This window comes from Corynebacterium sp. LK26 (assembly GCF_014335085.1).
In the GTDB taxonomy this organism is placed as follows: Bacteria; Actinomycetota; Actinomycetes; order Mycobacteriales; family Mycobacteriaceae; genus Corynebacterium; species Corynebacterium jeikeium_D.
In genome coordinates, this window is the sequence record NZ_PDHB01000016.1 from 84,630 (window position 1) to 99,785 (window position 15,156).

Genomic DNA, 15,156 nt, shown 5'->3' on the forward strand with positions numbered 1-15,156 from the left:
CCCTAATGGTAACAGGGTTATTCAGCCTCCGGAAGATAGCTATCCGCCCACGCATAAATCAGGTCAGCAGCGCGCGCGGCGGACTTAGCGCGAGTGAGCAAGTGGTCCGCGCGATCCAAGCTCATCAGAGATTTTGGATAGCGAGATACCTGGAAAATCTTCTGGGCGCTATCGATACCAACAGTCTGGTCGGTCGGGGAATGCAGAATAAGCAGCGGCTTGCGCAGCTGGCTGAGATAAACCTCCGGGTTGTAGTCCGCCAACACTTCCAAGAACTCACGGGAGATGGGAATGCCACGACCTTCAATCTGCAGAACCTGCGTGCCGTGCTCATCGACCGTCGAAATGTCACCGGCGATGCGCACAATCGAGTGTGCCGGATCGAAGGGTGCACCGATTGTCGCAACCGCCTTGACCTTCGGCATATCGTGGCCGGCGTTCAGCGCCGCTGCACCACCGAGCGAGTGCCCAATCAGTAGCGCGGGGGCCTCAAATTCTGCCTCCATGAACTCGTAGGCGGCCTTAAGATCATCGATGTTGGTCTGGAACGTCGTCTCACCGAAATCACCAGTGGACTGCCCGAGGCCAGTGAAGTCGAACCGGAATGCCGCAATGCCCTTCTTCGCCAGCGCCTTACAGGTGCGTGACGCGCCGGGCACCATCCGATTACACGTGAAGCAATGACCAAATAGCGCCCACGCGCGTGGCTGACCGTCCGGCAAATCAATTGATGCAGCCAGAGTCTCGCCGGTCGATCCCGTAAATTTTAGGTGCTTTGTTGGCATAGGTTATATCCGCGTCTCAGTGTGTGCTCAATGTGTGTACGTTTTCGCTTTACGACGCCCATTGTGGTGGCGACCGTACGCAATATTAAGCCCGGGTGCCACAAATAAGTGAGGGATTGGGCGAAAAATTCGACCAATCCCTCAATCTCCTAGTGGCTGTGAGTTAACGCACCGGAACCCCTGGCCCCAGCGGAATGCCCGCGAGGTACCACACGACAAAGAATAGGAACCAGCCCACCATCATGCACAGCGAGTACGGGATGGCCAGCGACATCAGCGTGCCGACACCCGCAGGCTTGTAGTACTTCTGCAGGAAAGTCAGCGCCAGCGCGAAGTACGGAGACATCGGTGTAATGATGTTGGTCGGGGAGTCACCAATACGGAATAGCTGCTGGGAGACCTCTGGGGAGACGTTGACGTACATCAGCATCGGCACAACGACCGGCGCCATCAGAGCCCACTGTGCGGAGCCCGAGGTAATCAGCAGGTTGAGAACAGCCACCATCAGGACGAAGGCAGCAAAGAGCAACAGCGGCGGCAGATCCGCCTTGGTCAGGAATTCGGAGCCCTTGATAGCGGTCCACTGACCGATATTGGACCACTTGAAGTAGGCCGTGAACTGCGAGACGGCGAAGAAGAGCACCATCATTGTGGTCAGTGTACCCAGGCCACGTTCCATGAAGGCGGGCACGTCTGCAGAGGAGGTGATGGTTTTGGCACCGATGCCGTACGCAATGCCGACCACTGCGAAGAAGACGGCAATGGACACCACGACGTCGGTAAGCAGCACGGAATTCAAGATGCCGTCGCCTTCGCCGCGCAGAGGCGAACCCGGGATGAACAGGGCAGCGAACCAAAGCGCCAGGAAGATGACAGCGGCGATGTTGCCGTAGCGGAGGCCACGTCGTTCGGCATCGTTGAGGATTAGCTTGTCGCGGCCATTGCTGGAGCTGCTAGATGCGGTGTTCCGCTCCTCCTTCTTGGCGTTTTCCTCGGCAGCTTCCTCCGAAGCGCCCGGTTTGGTGAATTCCGCGGCATCGTGGTCAATGTGGTCGTCGTGGACGGTCTTCTCCACGTGCTTGGTAATAAACAGTTCAGTAACGGCGGTAATAATCAGAGCCAGCACAATGGACGAAGCCATGGTGAAGAAGTAGTTGGCCAGAGGTGAAACCACGTATTCCGGATCCACGAAGTGCGCCGCATGCGTGGAGATACCCGCCAGCAGTACATCGGTGATGTTGAGCACCAGCGACGAATTGAACCCGGCTGACGAGGCGGCAAAGGCGACCATCGCACCGACAATGGGGTTACGACCAACTGCGGCGAATGAGGCGGCACCCAGCGGAATGAGAATCACGTAGACGGCATCAGAAGCGATCGAACCAGTTACGCCGGCCAGTGCAACAATGAATGTCAGCAGGACAGGGGAGTGCACCTTGGAAATTGCCGCGCGGATTGCCGAGCCGATGTAACCGGAGTACTCCGCAATTGCGACACCGAGCATGCACACCAGAATCAGGCCAACTGGTGCGAAGTCCGTGAAGTTCGTTACCGCCTCAGAAACCATCTTTTGCAGGTACTCTGCGGTAGCAAGGCTTTCCACCTCGATGATGTCACCCGACGCGGGATCCTTGGCCTGCATACCCGCAGCCTCACCGAGCCACGAAGAAACGATGACTACACCGGCAAGAATCACGAATAGCCAAAATGGATTTGGCAGTGCGTTGCCGATACGTTCCAGTGTTGCTAGGAACCCCTTTGGCTTCGGTGGCGCTTTGTCCGGTTCCAACGTTTTTGACTGTCCCATATATATAAATCCCTCTGTGTTAGACGTTGGTAAAAGGTTAGGGGAAAGTAAGTTGCGTCACAACGTAAAAGGCCAGAGGCATATGTATGTCGGGTGCGAGCAGGCGCATAAGGGAAAGTTAAGGGAATAGCTAGGGAATAGCTGTAGTGCACCTTCTTCGACTAGAGTTAATCAGGTTATGGGCAAGAAGAAGTCGAAGAAAGAAAAGGTCAGCGCCAACAACGCGGTGGTGGCCACCAATCGTCGTGCCCGCCATGACTACAACATTCTGGACACCTACGAATGCGGTGTCGTTCTCGTGGGCACTGAGGTCAAGGCGCTGCGCGAGGGCAAAGCATCGCTTAACGACGCCTTCGCGACCATCGACGACGGCGAAGTGTGGCTCCGCGGGCTGCATATCCCGGAGTACTCCTACGGTTCGTGGACTAATCACTCACCGCGTCGCTCGCGCAAGCTGTTGTTGCACCGCAAGGAGATTGACACCCTGTGGGGCAAGGTCCGCGATGGCAACAACACGCTTGTACCCCTGAAGCTGTATTTCACCGACGGCCGCTTGAAGGTCGAGCTCGCACTCGCCCGCGGTAAGCAGGATTATGACAAGCGCCAGGACATCAAGCGCCGCACGGAGGAGCGCGAAGCTACTCGTGCGCTGGGCCGTCGTGTGAAGGGCATCAAGGGGTAGAAGAGGTCTTCATTAGAAGAAACCCTTTTTAGAAGGGGAACTCAGTCGCATCGACTGGGAGGATGAGTAGGCCAATGACGTTTTCGTGACGGTCAAAGGCAACTCGAGCCATCCATTCGCCAGCCTCATGTTTGAGGGTGGTGATGACGAGACTTGTGCCGAGAATCTTCGACAGGAGTTTCTGCGAGGTCGGTTCCTTAGTCCTGGTTCCCCCGAGGCTGGTGACTTGGGTGTCGTCGAAAGATTCGAACGCCCCAGTCTCGGCGAGAACATCTTCCCAGACAGAGTAGATAGTGGACCAGGGGAGATCCTTCCGGAGCTTTGGGGAAATCATGCTTACGGTTTCTGCTTCTTCGCCGTTGATGATGTGGCGAAGGAATTTTTCGCCGAGCTCGGCGATATGTGTAGTTTTTGTGGCAGTCATCAATTCTCCTGAAACGGGGTTTTGGACACTTCCGAACCGCTTGAATGCCGCTTGCCGGGAGATATTGAGTGCATTTCCAATCTCTGCCCATGAATGGCCCGCTGCGCGAGCCTGCGCCACGGCATCTTCAAGTTCTTGTTCGGCAATGTTCGTTGCTTGCAGTCGGTGACGGATTGTCGTCAATGGATCCATGACTGCAGTCAACCATTGGTTGACGCCAGTGTCAATCCGGGGTTGACATTCGGGTGGGGGGGGGGCGGAGCCTTGCGGCGAAGCTTGTTGACTTTTCCCGTCGTAAAGCGTTATTCTTGAACATCCTTTGAGCGCAACGCACTTTCCCGTGCTCGAAGGCATTGTATGGGGCTGACATGGTTTCGACACCGTACAGTGAGCCAGGGGAAGCGTGCCGGTGCAGGCTAGAGACCACCGTTTAAGCGTCGTAGCAACTGATTAAGCGCCGAGAACACTCAGCGCGACTACGCTCTCGCTGCCTAATTAAGCGACTAGCGTGTCTGTCAGACCGGGCTTGCCCTTTGGTCCGGACCCTGGCATCGACTTAAAAGGGCTCGCCCGATGGGTGCGCCGTAAGGCTCATCGGGGATCTTCTTACTTGCGGCTGGGCCCGTCATTCGGACATGTTTGCCTGAGCCGAAGGGTCGAGTAGAGGCGATCGTGCGAACTGCGCACGGAGAAGCCCTGGCGAGTTGGCGGTGGACCCGAGTTCAATTCTCGGCAGCTCCACAGATTAAAATCCCCGGTCATTACGGCCGGGGATTTTGCTTTTATATTTTTTATATCGTGTAGTCGCTTTTCCCATCATCCGTCAATGGAACGCAGACAATTCGGATCCAAGCCTCCAAGTCGGCGGCAGATTCGCAGTACCAGAAGATTATTGCACTACTGCAGGAGGTTATCGACCTAGCAACAATTCTCTACGCCCTCCGCGCGCTGAAGGGAAGAGAACGCGTTAAGGTCACTGCAGAAGCGGACGTGGCGGAAGCGAAAGTGTAAAAACTGGAGCCCGCAGCGCAAGGGATAGCAAAACCCTCGACCACACTTTTCAAAGCGGGACCGAGGGTTTTTACATTCCAAAACGCCTGAGCGGCGTCGGGCAACCTTAGAAGGTGCTCTTGTAGACGTTGGCGATGGTGGTGCCAGTAACTGCCGAACCGTGGAAGGTCGGGTGGTTGGTCATGTTGTAGGAAGCAACGTCAGTATCCAGAATTGCCGAGACTTGACGCTCACCGTCCGGGCCGCACATTGCGACATCGATGTTGGCAATGTTCTTCATGTTGACGAAACCGATGCCGGACTCATTTGCAGCGCGCTCCTGACGGTTCTGCAGAGCCATCTCAAACTGGTGCATGCCGGCAGCCGGAATGTGCGGTGCAAAACCTGCGGCGTTGACCGGGCAGGCGTAGTGAGTCGGGTCATTCGAGGTGAAAGCTGGGTAGCCAATCAGCATGACGCGAGCAGTTGGGTTAGCGGCCTTGATTTTCTGCACCGCGGCAACAACGTTGGTGGTGTACAGGTCATCCTGAACCGGCATTGGCAGCACAGCGCCCTGCATTGCGTCATTGGCGCCAACGTAGATGGTCACCAGCTGGGTAGCCGGGCCGAGGGAGCCCTGAGCGATAGCGTTGTCAACCTGGCCCATCAGGGACTTCTGCGGCTGAGTCGGCATGAAAGCGGTAGTGCCGTTGCAGGAGTAGTCGTGCAGTTCAAGGCCAGTCTCGCGAGCAACGTGAGAGCCGATGTTCGAAACCGAAATTGGGCAGCCACCACGGCCCGGCACGGCCGGATCGGACTGGCCCGGGTTAGCAGCGAAGGAATCGCCGAAGGCAACGTAGTTACCAGTAGGAAGAGCGTTGGCAACACCACCAGTCAGGAGGGAGGCTGCCAGCGCAGAAGCTGCAGCTGCCGAGGCTGCTGCACGGCGAACAACGTTGTTCTTCATAATTAAAAACCTCTTAGTTGAAAACCAATAGAAGGAAAAACTCGCGCTACACTCGCGATTTCTTCGCCACATTCGCCCGTCCCTGGAAGAATCCGAGTCCAACAGAACCCAGTCCGACAGAACCCTGAGCGGATACTTAGAGACGCGCCTTTATCACTTTGTTATACAACTAGGTTCTAGTCCTGATGTCAACCGGAATCAGCTAGTTATAAGGATATTCGGCGCTCTTAATGTCTCTTGTCTGTCTCTTATCGCTGGTAGGTGGATTTATGAGTTACTTCCGAACGTGGAATACAGCGCAGCGATGACACCATCGGCTACCCCAGAACCATCCTTTAGTTCAATCTCATCTTCAGCGAAGGGACCACGCTCATCCAGCTCCGCTTCCGTGGGGCGTGGCTGAATCAGCGTTAGGTGTGGCCCCTCACTGATAACGCCACTGAAAAGACGTGCCTGACGAGCCGCCTCGCCATCCGCCTGTGCCCGCACCTCGTCTACGGATGCTCCCTCAAAACTGTCCGCCTGCTCCGGGGAAAGGACTATAATTTCCTGCGCTAACACGGCACCGACGACACCTGCCGGCCACGATGTTCGAGCGATAAAGTCCGCCAACTCAGGGCTACCACCTTCAATTCCCTCGGGGAGAGGCTCCTGCGCAACGACAGTCAGCGGGGCGCTGTCAATCAGCTCGTCGGCAAGCACGTCGGCAAGCGCGGCGGTGGGGACGAGGGCGAAGAGACTCGGAGCACGGTCCCAACCTTCGGCGTGGACGTATTCGACAGCCTCGCGCACGGCGCGATTGAGTGCCTGCTGGCTGAGATGAGTCTGTGTGCCGTTGTTTTCGCTCATGACGCTTGACGACGCCCCTTTCCTGGCAACGCTGTTTAAACAGCATCCTTAGTCAATTGTTAGGAACTTTATTTAGAGTAGATGACAGATAAGCGTACGTTCGACTTGCCAGCTCGCTGGTAAGTCAAGCTCAACTTGAACAGGAGAGACGTTGTCTCTAAACCAGACTCGACCGAGACGATCGGCGGGTGGCCGCCCGGGGTGGCTGGCAATTACCGTGTTGGTGATTGCCGCGCTGACCTTTGTTATTCCCATCGCCGTCAATTTTTATACGGACTTTCAGTGGTTCGGTGAAGTGGGCTATCGAGGGGTATTCGCCACCACGTGGCTCACTCGTATTGTCCTGTTTATCACCGTAGGCCTAATAACGGGTGCACTGACATTTCTATCTATGTGGTTGGCGTGGCGCTCGCGTCCCGTCGACCTCGGGCTGACGGATCCACGCAGCCCGCAGGCAGTGTACCGACGGATGGCTGAATCTGGTTCGAAGTCGATGTTCACCACGCTGCCCGTTGTATTCGGCGTACTCGGTGGCCTTGTGGGGCAGGGCAATTGGCAGACGGTGCAGCTGTTCTTAAACCGGCAGTCCTTCGGTGAGACTGACCCGCAGTACGGCAAGGACTTGGGCTTCTATGCATTCCAGTTGCCGCTGTGGTCGTACATCGTTTCGACGCTGGTTGTCCTGGTAGTTATTGCGTTCCTGCTGTCGCTGGTGACACATTACTTCCTTGGTGGCATCCGCCCAGGTAACCCGACTACAGGGGAGAAGACCCGCGTTTCCAATGCGGCTCGTGCGCAGTTGGCGTGCTGGGCCGGTGTTTTCATGCTGCTCAAGGCTGTGTCTTACTGGCTGGACCGCTATGAGCTGCTGAATAACAAGCAGAAAACCTTCACCGGTGGTTCCTACACCGATATCAATGCGCTGCTGCCGGCAAAGATTACGCTGCTGGTCATCGCAATTGTCGTGGCCGCTGCATTCTTCGCTTCTATCTTCCTGCGCAACCTCTCCATTCCGGCGTTTGCCACAGTGCTGATGCTGGTCTCCGCGGGGCTGATCGGCGTGGCCTGGCCGATGGCAGTTGAGCAGTTCTCGGTTAACCCGAACCGCGCTTCCAAGGAACGTGAATACATTGCGCGCAACATTGAATCGACGCGCTACCACTACGGGCTTACCGACGACAAGGTGAAGGTCGAGCGCGACTGGGGCGTTCCGGCTGAAAAGGAAGGCGATAAGGAGGCGGCAAAGGAAGGTGCGGATTCGATTTCGCGCGATGCCGCGACATTGGCCAATATCCGAATCCTGGATCCGGAGGTCCTGCCGCGTACTTTCACTCAGCAACGTCAGCTGAAGAACTTCTACGGTTTCTCCGATCCGCTTGCCATTGACCGCTACCAGATTGATGGGGAGTCCCGTGACTTCATTGTCGCTGCTCGTGAGCTGAACCCGCAGACTCTGCAGGGCAACCAGACTGACTGGATTAACCGTCACACGGTCTACACTCACGGCAATGGTTTCGTTGCTGCGCCGGCTAATAAGGTTGACGAGGTTGCCTCCGAGTCCGGTTCCGCCCGCGGTGGTTACCCGCTGTACACCGTGGCTGACCTGTTCGAGTCCGAGGACCCGAACGGCATGAACCTGAACCTGAAGCAGCCGCGTATCTACTACGGTCCGGTTATCGCCAACAGCGATGCCGACTACGCGATTGTCGGTGGCAATGGTGACGGCAAGGACTACGAGTACGATGCTGACGGCCGAAACTTCACCTACGACGGTGAGGGCGGTGTTGGCGTTGGCGGACTTGCCAGCCGCATGATTTTCGCCACCCGTTACCAGGAACTCAACATCCTGCTGTCCGACCGCATTGGGTCGGACTCCAAGATTATCTACAACCGCGATCCGCGTGACCGTGTTCAGAAGGTCGCCCCATGGCTGACTACCGACACCAAGACGTACCCGGCTGTAGTCGATGGCCGTATGAAGTGGATCGTCGACGGCTACACCACGCTGGCCAAGATGCCGTACTCCCAGCGCATGAGCCTCCAGGAAACCACGCAGGACTCCATTAACCCGGATGGCACTCCACGCCCGCTGCCGAACAGCGAGGTCAGCTACATCCGCAACTCGGTCAAGGCAACCGTTGACGCCTACGATGGCACCGTTGAGCTCTACGAGTTCGATGAGAAGGATCCGGTGCTCAAAGCTTGGGAAGGTGTCTTCCCGGGTGTGGTGAAGCCGAAGTCGGAGATTTCCGAGGAACTGCAGGAGCACCTGCGTTACCCGGAGGACTTGTTTAAGGTTCAGCGCGAGCTGATGGCCAAGTACCACGTCAGCGATCCGGGCGTGTTCTTCGCCAATGACTCCTTCTGGTCTGTCCCGTCCGACCCGACCGCACCGGAAGACAAGAACCTCTCTCAGCCGCCGTACTATGTTGTCGCTTCCGATCCGGAGAGCGGCAAGCCGAGCTTCCAGCTGATCTCTGCATTCCGTGGACTGGAGCGTGAGTTCCTCTCCGCTCAGATGAGTGCTTCCTCCGAGCCGGAGACCTACGGCCAAATCACTATTCGTGCTCTGCCGACCAACACCCAGACCATGGGTCCGCGTCAGGCGCAGGACACGATGATGTCCGCAGATGAGGTCGCCCAGGACCGTACCCTGCTCGAGGGTACGAACGTGGTCACCAACGGTAACCTGCTGACGCTGCCGGTCGGCGATGGCGAGATTCTCTATGTCGAACCGGTCTACACCCAACGCAAGGGGCAGGAGACCGCATTCCCGAAGCTGTTGCGTATTCTCGTCGCTTACCGCGGTCAGGTGGGCTACGGCGCTACGGTCACTGAGGCTCTGAGCCAGGTTGGTATCGATGCTTCCGCCGTGACCAAGGTCCGCGGTGAGGAAGAGGCTGAGGAGCAGCCGTCGGATAAGGACAAGGACGCCGCCGACGCTGAGTCCGACGACGAGGCACCGAAGGAAGAGCGCAAGGTTGATGTCGCCGCGCGTGACGACGCCGCTCGCCGTATCTCCGACGCGCTAAAGAAGCTTAACGACGCCCAGAAGAACGGTGACTACGCAGCCCAGGGCCAGGCACTTGCCGAGCTCGACCGCGCTGCCGCTGACTACCAGAAGGCCAACGGCCAGTAAGGTTTACAGAGAGTAAGGCTTGCAACGGGAGATTAGCCGAGAATCATAGGTTCTTATGGTCTATAGGATCCCCAGGTTGTAGCGAAACCCGCTATGACCTGGGGATTGGTCTTTGTTGGGACCTCCGTGCTACAGTTACTTCTCGTTGGCCAGAGAGGTCAGCACCCGCTGTGAGTGCTTGTAAAAGCCAGGACAGTTGACGCGGGGTGGAGCAGTTCGGTAGCTCGCTGGGCTCATAACCCAGAGGTCGTTGGTTCGAATCCAGCCCCCGCCACTAAGAAGAGACCCCTACCGGTGTAAACACTGGTAGGGGCTTTAGTTATTTCTCTTAAGGCGCACGTCCTGGGACTCAAATCGGGACTTTAGCGATGGCATTTTGTCACTTAAGCCGGTTTGGAAGTGATGGGGTTAAGTGACAATTTTCGATTTTGTGACCTTGGATGACTGTGTCGTTTTGAGGAGTCGTCTGCACGGATTTCAGAAGTCCTCTGTACTATCGCCATCCACTCCGGAGAGGCCGCGGGCGTTCGTCCACTTCATCTGGAACGCGATTCGACAGAGCGCATTCAATACGATGGTCTTTTTCTCCCTGCGAAGGATGGGGGCAGTTTAGGGTGCCAGGGTGTTGACCAGATCGAGGAATTCCTCAGCGTAGGCAATTTGCTTGCGTAGCTTTTCGTAGCGGGTGCGCGTCTCCTCACGAATGTCGGCAAGGGTGGCCTTGGCATTACTCCGTGCCTGCTGTGCGGTATCACTTTCCTGCCCGCCATCTGAACTATGAAGAATCTCCGCAGCTTCCAGGAATTCCCGCATCTGATCCAGAGTAAACCCCAGCGGTTTCATCCGTCGCACCAGCAAAACACGACGTACATCAGCCTCACTATAAAGCCTGAACCCACCAGGGCTACGCCCCGATGGGGTAATCAGGCCGACGTTGTCATAATAACGCAAGGTGGGAATCGACAACCCCGTCTGGTCAACGACCTCGCCGATCTTGAAATTACTGTTTTGCATTGCCTGTTCTCCTTCACGGTGATGTTGCCCACGGGTTCCTGTGCCTGGGTTGGCGGTTGAGTAAAACTCCCGCTACCATGACCACCATCACCAAACCTAAAGTTACTAGAGGGTTGGATTCCTTTCGGGCGTTCGCCCAGTTACCTATCCCCTCAAAGATTGGACATCTATGACTGAAACTAGCACGGCGGCCCCCCGCCCCCTCCTGAGTCCAGACGGCGCTGATGCCCCTACCGGGATCATCGCATCCTTCCGTTACGCATTTTCTTCCCCCGCCCGTATCCGTATAGAGATTCTGGCCGGACTGGCGGTATCCCTGGCGCTGATCCCTGAGGCCATTGCCTTTTCCATCCTTGCCGGTGTTGACCCAGCCATGGGTCTGTTTTCCTCGGTAGTCATGGCCATTGCGATCGCCTTTACCGGTGGCCGCCCGGCAATGATCACCGGCGCCACCGGGGCTATTGCCCTAGTCATTGCTCCTGTGGCGCGTGGTTACGGGATGGATTATTTCATCGCCACCGTCCTGTTGGGCGGTGTCCTACAAATCGTGCTCGGCGCCCTCGGTGTGGCGAAACTTCAGCGTTTTATCCCCCGATCGGTGATGCTGAGTTTCGTCAATGCACTGGGCATTATGATTTTCACCGCCCAACTCGAACACCTCATTGATGTGCCTTGGATAGTCTACCCACTCGTCGGCTTGGGTGTGGTGATCATGATTTTCTTCCCCAAGCTCACCAGTGTGATCCCCGCCCCGCTGGTCACGATTATCGTGCTCACCGGTTTGGTCATTGCCGCCGGTTTGACTGTCCCGACGGTCTCGGACATGGGCAAGATGCCGGAGACCTTACCGTCCCTGTTTATTCCGAACGTGCCGTGGACGTTGGAGACCCTGCAGATCATCGCGCCTTATGCCCTGGCCATGGCCGTGGTCGGTCTCATGGAATCGTTGATGACCGCCAAGCTCGTCGATGACATCACCGACACTCATTCCGATAAAACTCGTGAATCCTGGGGACAGGGGGTGGCTAATATTGCCTCCGGTTTCTTCGGCGGCATGGGTGGCTGCGCGATGATCGGTCAAACCATGATCAACGTCCGCGAATCCGGGGCACGTACCCGCCTATCCACCCTGTTAGCCGGTGTGTTCCTGCTGGTCCTGGTCCTGGCACTGGGCGACATCGTTGGCATGATCCCGATGGCTGCGCTGGTGGCAATCATGATCATGGTCTCGGTCGGCACCATCGACTGGCACTCGGTGCATCCACGCACCCTTAAACTCATGCCGGTCTCTGAGACCATTGTTATGGCCGTGACGATTATTGCCACCCTAGCCACCAGCAACCTGGCCATTGGTGTGGTGTTGGGTGTGGTCACCGCGATGATCATGTTCGCCCGTCGGATGGCACATATCGCTTCCATTGAAAAGGTCTCCGAGATCGACGGCGACGGCGATGGCGAGATTGATACTCGTACCTACCGGGTGCATGGCCAGTTGTTTTGGGCATCAAGCAATGACCTGGTTTATCGCTTTGATTACACCGATTCTGCCCGTCATATCACTATTGATCTCACTGAGGCGGAGATCTGGGATGCCTCCACGGTCGCGACCTTTGACGCGATTACGCAGAAGTTCCAGGACAGAGGCAAAACCGTGTCCATTATCGGGCTCGACGGTCCCAGTCAGGACCGGCTGAACCGCCTGTCTGGCCGGCTTGGCACCGGCCACTAACATCCCCCGACTCGAGCACATCGACTTGGCGCCCCAACTTATAACCGGGGCGCCAGTTTATTGGTGCTGTTGCAAAGTTGGGGCATAGGAAGAGCATAAAAGAAGCGTAGCGGTTAACCGCTACGCTGTGTTGTGGGGATTTTTACTTTTTACGGTGCACGTGTTCTAGTTAGTGGTTCGTTTCTTTCCTCGGGTGATTGCGACGGTATTCCTCGACTAAGTGAGCAATACCCGGCGCAGCCTGGGACAACATCCAGGTCATAAGCGCTATAAGAACCCCTATGACGATAAGTGTTAACGCCAACCAGCCCAGTGTTGGGCCGATGCCGTTGGCCTCCTGGACGTGACCCCACAAGGCAGACACGCCGTCGGGTATGCCGAGCATACTTAGCAGCCCGTTCCCCAAGGCTCCGACAGCAACGAGTGCGATAGCAACGAAGAGAACACTGGCTGCAATCCACGAGGCAGACATGCAGGCCTTAATAAAGTTCGTGTTCGACTTTTCCATGTCGTCGTTGTACTTTTTGCGCTCTGCACGTATCTTCTCCAGCAGCTTTTCGTTGGACTCCTTCTCCTGGAGCAGGGCGCTGCGAGCCTTCTTAGATGCTTCTGCTGCCTTGTGCAGGCTTTCGGACTCTTTCGACATTGCCTCAGATACAGCTACTTCTACCAGCGGTTCCAGGCTAGAAGTCAGGCTCGAAGTCATCTGAGCGTTCAGGCTCTGGGCTACTGCTTGGCTGGAATCCTTGTCGAGATGGATGGGGCTTTCGGCTGCTTTGAGTACCAGCTGTTGCATCCTTGTCAGACGCGACATCTGCTCGCTTATCTCGATTAGGTACCCTTTTACCCCCTCCAGGCCGTTGGGCAGATCCTCGATGTTCCTTATCAGCCCGGTGATCATCTGCTGCACTTCCATCATCGTTACTTGGAAGTGACTGCTGCTCACGTAGTTCTTGTTTGCGGCGAGATTGCTTTTTACGTTCCTTAATTCGCTTTCCGCTTGCGTCAACCTCGTCGAGAAGTCGCTGGGCAGAGAACTGAGAATGTCCCCTGTATTCTCCGGCAGACTCTTCAGTTTCTCCTGCAGCGTCTTGATAGCCTTCTCCGCCTTGTCCAGGCGTGGGCTGAGAACCTTCAAGACGCTGTCCATCTTGCCTTTCGCCGCTGCTTGGGCTAGCTTCGTCATCTCGGTCACTGACACCATGATTGAATACCTCCTGGTTGTTATAGTTTTCTTCCTCCTCGTCATCGAGAAGGCTGGAGCCGTATTTCGCCTCCAGGTCGTCATCGGTTGAATTGGCTTGAAGTGCTGCAAGCTGCCGCGCAAGAAGGGCTGATTGGGCCTCGTTAACGCGTTCGGTCACACCCTCTAGCGAGTAGCTGCGGCCCAATTTTGAGCCAGCTTTAGCTGCTTTACGCTTTCGAGTACGTCCGGCCTTCGTGGTGTTCGTGAAGTAGGCATCCTCGCCGTCGTCGTCGACCAGGGCCACGGTTAGCGACTCACCCTCGGTTTTTGAGTTGGGCTGCACTTTTAGAGACAGGTTGTATTTGCCAGCAATCTCTACTGCCTTCGCCAGTGGGTCGTCAGCATCTGCCACCTGTTTATCCGCGCACAGCTCATCCATGCGCTTGCGGGCAAAATCAGCCCACGTGGCTGCGGTCAGCTCATCCACGCCCAGGCCCGTCGAGTCTGTGGACTTGCCCTCCTTGCGTGCCCTGCGCTCAGCAGGAAGCAGCGATATTTCCGGCTCTCGCTCCAGGACACGCATCCCCAAATCGCGCATCAGCTCGTCGTTGATATTGCGCAGCTTGTACCAGTTGCGCATATCCCGAGGTGCAGCCTTCTTTGTCTGCGTATCGTGGTTGGCAAAGACGATATGGTTGTGGACACAGCCGCTTTTACTGTCGGTGTGCGTAGCCACGGTAAACGGAACTCCCGTGCCCTGCGTCAGCCGCATCGCCAGCTCTGAGCCAGCCGCATTAGCCCGAGCTACATCGGCCGGGTTATCCTTATCCAGCTCGTCTTTAGCCCACGATTGGATATAAATAATTGCTTCGTCAGTGCGCTGAGCCGGAGCATATCGCTCCATTTCTTCCACACTGGCTTCCATGAAGTCCACACCCGACCAACGGCCAGCCGTAGCCTCCGGAGAAAACGATTCAGCGTTGGGCTGAACCGTGCATAAGGCATCAGCTCGCACCTTGCCCTTGCGGGCATTGTCTGCCGTTCCATAGACGGCATAGACCGTCGCCGCGCGGATATTCTGGCTGTAGTTAATCTTGATTGTGGACAAAGCCCTTCACCTCTTTACGAAGAGAAGAAACCTCGGAAGCAATCGCTTCTACAGCCTCAGACACAGGTGCAACGCCGTCGATATTCGCGCGCCGCGCCACCTGGTTCAGATTGACACCAATCCGACGCAGTTGGTCATTCATCTCGTCTAGGCGGCGCAGAGTGTCCGGGGCCAAACGCTTCTGCGTTAGTACGCTCCCCTCCTCTGCGAGGACGTAGAGAGCTTCCCGGAACACGACGGCTTTTTGCACCCCTGAAACCCGTGCAACCTCCTCGACAAATCGGTCTAAATCCTTATCGAGGCGCACGGTTGTACGCGAATATGCCGAGAACTTGTCTCGCATATCCACCTCCTACATGTCGTGCTTACTGTGGCAGGGTGGCCCCGACTGCTGATGCAGCCAGGGCCACAGTCTGTTTGTGAGGGTCACGCTTCTCCGGTGTCGGCCCCCTGAATCTGCTGCGCAGATTCAGGCG

At 56.6% G+C, this 15,156-nt stretch carries 12 protein-coding genes, 1 tRNA gene and 1 other RNA gene; 5 read left to right on the forward strand and 9 right to left on the reverse strand.

What is annotated here, in order from left to right:
• Nucleotides 1-17: 17 nt before the first annotated feature.
• Nucleotides 18-785 carry a S9 family peptidase gene (locus CRD13_RS08715; RefSeq protein ID WP_049193066.1) on the reverse strand — a complete coding sequence of 256 codons (768 nt, stop codon included), beginning with the start codon at nucleotides 783-785 and terminating at the stop codon, nucleotides 18-20.
• A gap of 163 nt (nucleotides 786-948) precedes the next feature.
• On the reverse strand, nucleotides 949-2,592 hold the full coding sequence (locus CRD13_RS08720; RefSeq protein WP_080985600.1) for an AbgT family transporter: 1,644 nt from the start codon (nucleotides 2,590-2,592) through the stop codon (nucleotides 949-951).
• A 178-nt stretch (nucleotides 2,593-2,770) separates the two neighbouring features.
• Here CRD13_RS08720 and smpB point away from each other — a divergent pair, with 178 nt between their 5' ends.
• Nucleotides 2,771-3,274, forward strand: coding sequence for an SsrA-binding protein SmpB (gene smpB / locus CRD13_RS08725; RefSeq protein WP_038626299.1), 504 nt, complete (start codon nucleotides 2,771-2,773; stop codon nucleotides 3,272-3,274).
• A gap of 28 nt (nucleotides 3,275-3,302) precedes the next feature.
• Here smpB and CRD13_RS08730 read toward each other — a convergent pair whose 3' ends face one another.
• Nucleotides 3,303-3,698 carry a DUF3887 domain-containing protein gene (locus CRD13_RS08730; protein WP_160313711.1) on the reverse strand — a complete coding sequence of 132 codons (396 nt, stop codon included), beginning with the start codon at nucleotides 3,696-3,698 and terminating at the stop codon, nucleotides 3,303-3,305.
• 359 nt (nucleotides 3,699-4,057) lie between these two features.
• Between CRD13_RS08730 and ssrA the strand changes: the two genes are divergently transcribed.
• Nucleotides 4,058-4,442: a transfer-messenger RNA gene (gene ssrA, locus CRD13_RS08735) on the forward strand.
• 373 nt (nucleotides 4,443-4,815) lie between these two features.
• Here ssrA and CRD13_RS08740 read toward each other — a convergent pair.
• Both CRD13_RS08740 and CRD13_RS08745 read right to left on the reverse strand, forming a co-directional pair.
• The gene (locus tag CRD13_RS08740; RefSeq protein ID WP_038626297.1) at nucleotides 4,816-5,655 is read right to left on the reverse strand and encodes a GDSL-type esterase/lipase family protein; all 840 of its coding nucleotides are present in this window, start codon (nucleotides 5,653-5,655) and stop codon (nucleotides 4,816-4,818) included.
• A gap of 267 nt (nucleotides 5,656-5,922) precedes the next feature.
• Entirely contained in the window at nucleotides 5,923-6,504 is a 582-nt protein-coding gene (locus tag CRD13_RS08745; protein WP_049180920.1) for a PPA1309 family protein, read from the reverse strand.
• A 151-nt stretch (nucleotides 6,505-6,655) separates the two neighbouring features.
• On the opposite strand from CRD13_RS08745, the gene CRD13_RS08750 reads away from it, so the two are divergent.
• Together CRD13_RS08750 and CRD13_RS08755 are read left to right on the forward strand one after the other, a co-directional pair.
• Nucleotides 6,656-9,643, forward strand: a complete 2,988-nt coding sequence (locus CRD13_RS08750; RefSeq protein ID WP_049180921.1) for a UPF0182 family protein — start codon at nucleotides 6,656-6,658, stop codon at nucleotides 9,641-9,643.
• 200 nt (nucleotides 9,644-9,843) lie between these two features.
• A tRNA-Met gene (locus CRD13_RS08755) sits at nucleotides 9,844-9,917 on the forward strand.
• Between the two features lie 335 nt (nucleotides 9,918-10,252).
• Here CRD13_RS08755 and CRD13_RS08760 read toward each other — a convergent pair.
• Entirely contained in the window at nucleotides 10,253-10,657 is a 405-nt protein-coding gene (locus CRD13_RS08760; protein ID WP_034664654.1) for a MerR family transcriptional regulator, read from the reverse strand.
• 169 nt (nucleotides 10,658-10,826) lie between these two features.
• Here CRD13_RS08760 and CRD13_RS08765 point away from each other — a divergent pair, with 169 nt between their 5' ends.
• The gene (locus CRD13_RS08765; RefSeq protein ID WP_187401525.1) at nucleotides 10,827-12,386 is read left to right on the forward strand and encodes a SulP family inorganic anion transporter; all 1,560 of its coding nucleotides are present in this window, start codon (nucleotides 10,827-10,829) and stop codon (nucleotides 12,384-12,386) included.
• 169 nt (nucleotides 12,387-12,555) lie between these two features.
• Here CRD13_RS08765 and CRD13_RS08770 read toward each other — a convergent pair whose 3' ends face one another.
• Genes CRD13_RS08770 through mobC form a run of 3 tightly spaced genes read right to left on the reverse strand, consistent with a single transcriptional unit; the run spans nucleotide 12,556 to nucleotide 15,023 of the window.
• Entirely contained in the window at nucleotides 12,556-13,092 is a 537-nt protein-coding gene (locus CRD13_RS08770; RefSeq protein WP_224783739.1) for a hypothetical protein, read from the reverse strand.
• Nucleotides 13,070-14,680, reverse strand: a complete 1,611-nt coding sequence (locus tag CRD13_RS08775) for a relaxase/mobilization nuclease domain-containing protein (protein ID WP_070549416.1) — start codon at nucleotides 14,678-14,680, stop codon at nucleotides 13,070-13,072. The genes CRD13_RS08770 and CRD13_RS08775 overlap by 23 nt, the downstream gene beginning before the upstream one ends.
• Nucleotides 14,661-15,023 (reverse strand): plasmid mobilization relaxosome protein MobC, encoded by a 363-nt coding sequence (gene mobC, locus CRD13_RS08780; protein WP_070549414.1) that lies wholly within the window; start codon nucleotides 15,021-15,023, stop codon nucleotides 14,661-14,663. The genes CRD13_RS08775 and mobC overlap by 20 nt, the downstream gene beginning before the upstream one ends.
• Nucleotides 15,024-15,156: the final 133 nt, after the last annotated feature.

Coding starts and splice junctions, on each gene's coding strand:
- CRD13_RS08715 (WP_049193066.1), bottom strand. CDS start 785: ATGCCAACAAAGCACCTAAAATTTACGGGATCGACCGGCGAGACTCTG.
- CRD13_RS08720 (WP_080985600.1), bottom strand. CDS start 2,592: ATGGGACAGTCAAAAACGTTGGAACCGGACAAAGCGCCACCGAAGCCA.
- smpB (WP_038626299.1), top strand. CDS start 2,771: ATGGGCAAGAAGAAGTCGAAGAAAGAAAAGGTCAGCGCCAACAACGCG.
- CRD13_RS08730 (WP_160313711.1), bottom strand. CDS start 3,698: ATGACTGCCACAAAAACTACACATATCGCCGAGCTCGGCGAAAAATTC.
- CRD13_RS08740 (WP_038626297.1), bottom strand. CDS start 5,655: ATGAAGAACAACGTTGTTCGCCGTGCAGCAGCCTCGGCAGCTGCAGCT.
- CRD13_RS08745 (WP_049180920.1), bottom strand. CDS start 6,504: ATGAGCGAAAACAACGGCACACAGACTCATCTCAGCCAGCAGGCACTC.
- CRD13_RS08760 (WP_034664654.1), bottom strand. CDS start 10,657: ATGCAAAACAGTAATTTCAAGATCGGCGAGGTCGTTGACCAGACGGGG.
- CRD13_RS08765 (WP_187401525.1), top strand. CDS start 10,827: ATGACTGAAACTAGCACGGCGGCCCCCCGCCCCCTCCTGAGTCCAGAC.
- CRD13_RS08770 (WP_224783739.1), bottom strand. CDS start 13,092: ATGACTTCGAGCCTGACTTCTAGCCTGGAACCGCTGGTAGAAGTAGCT.
- mobC (WP_070549414.1), bottom strand. CDS start 15,023: ATGCGAGACAAGTTCTCGGCATATTCGCGTACAACCGTGCGCCTCGAT.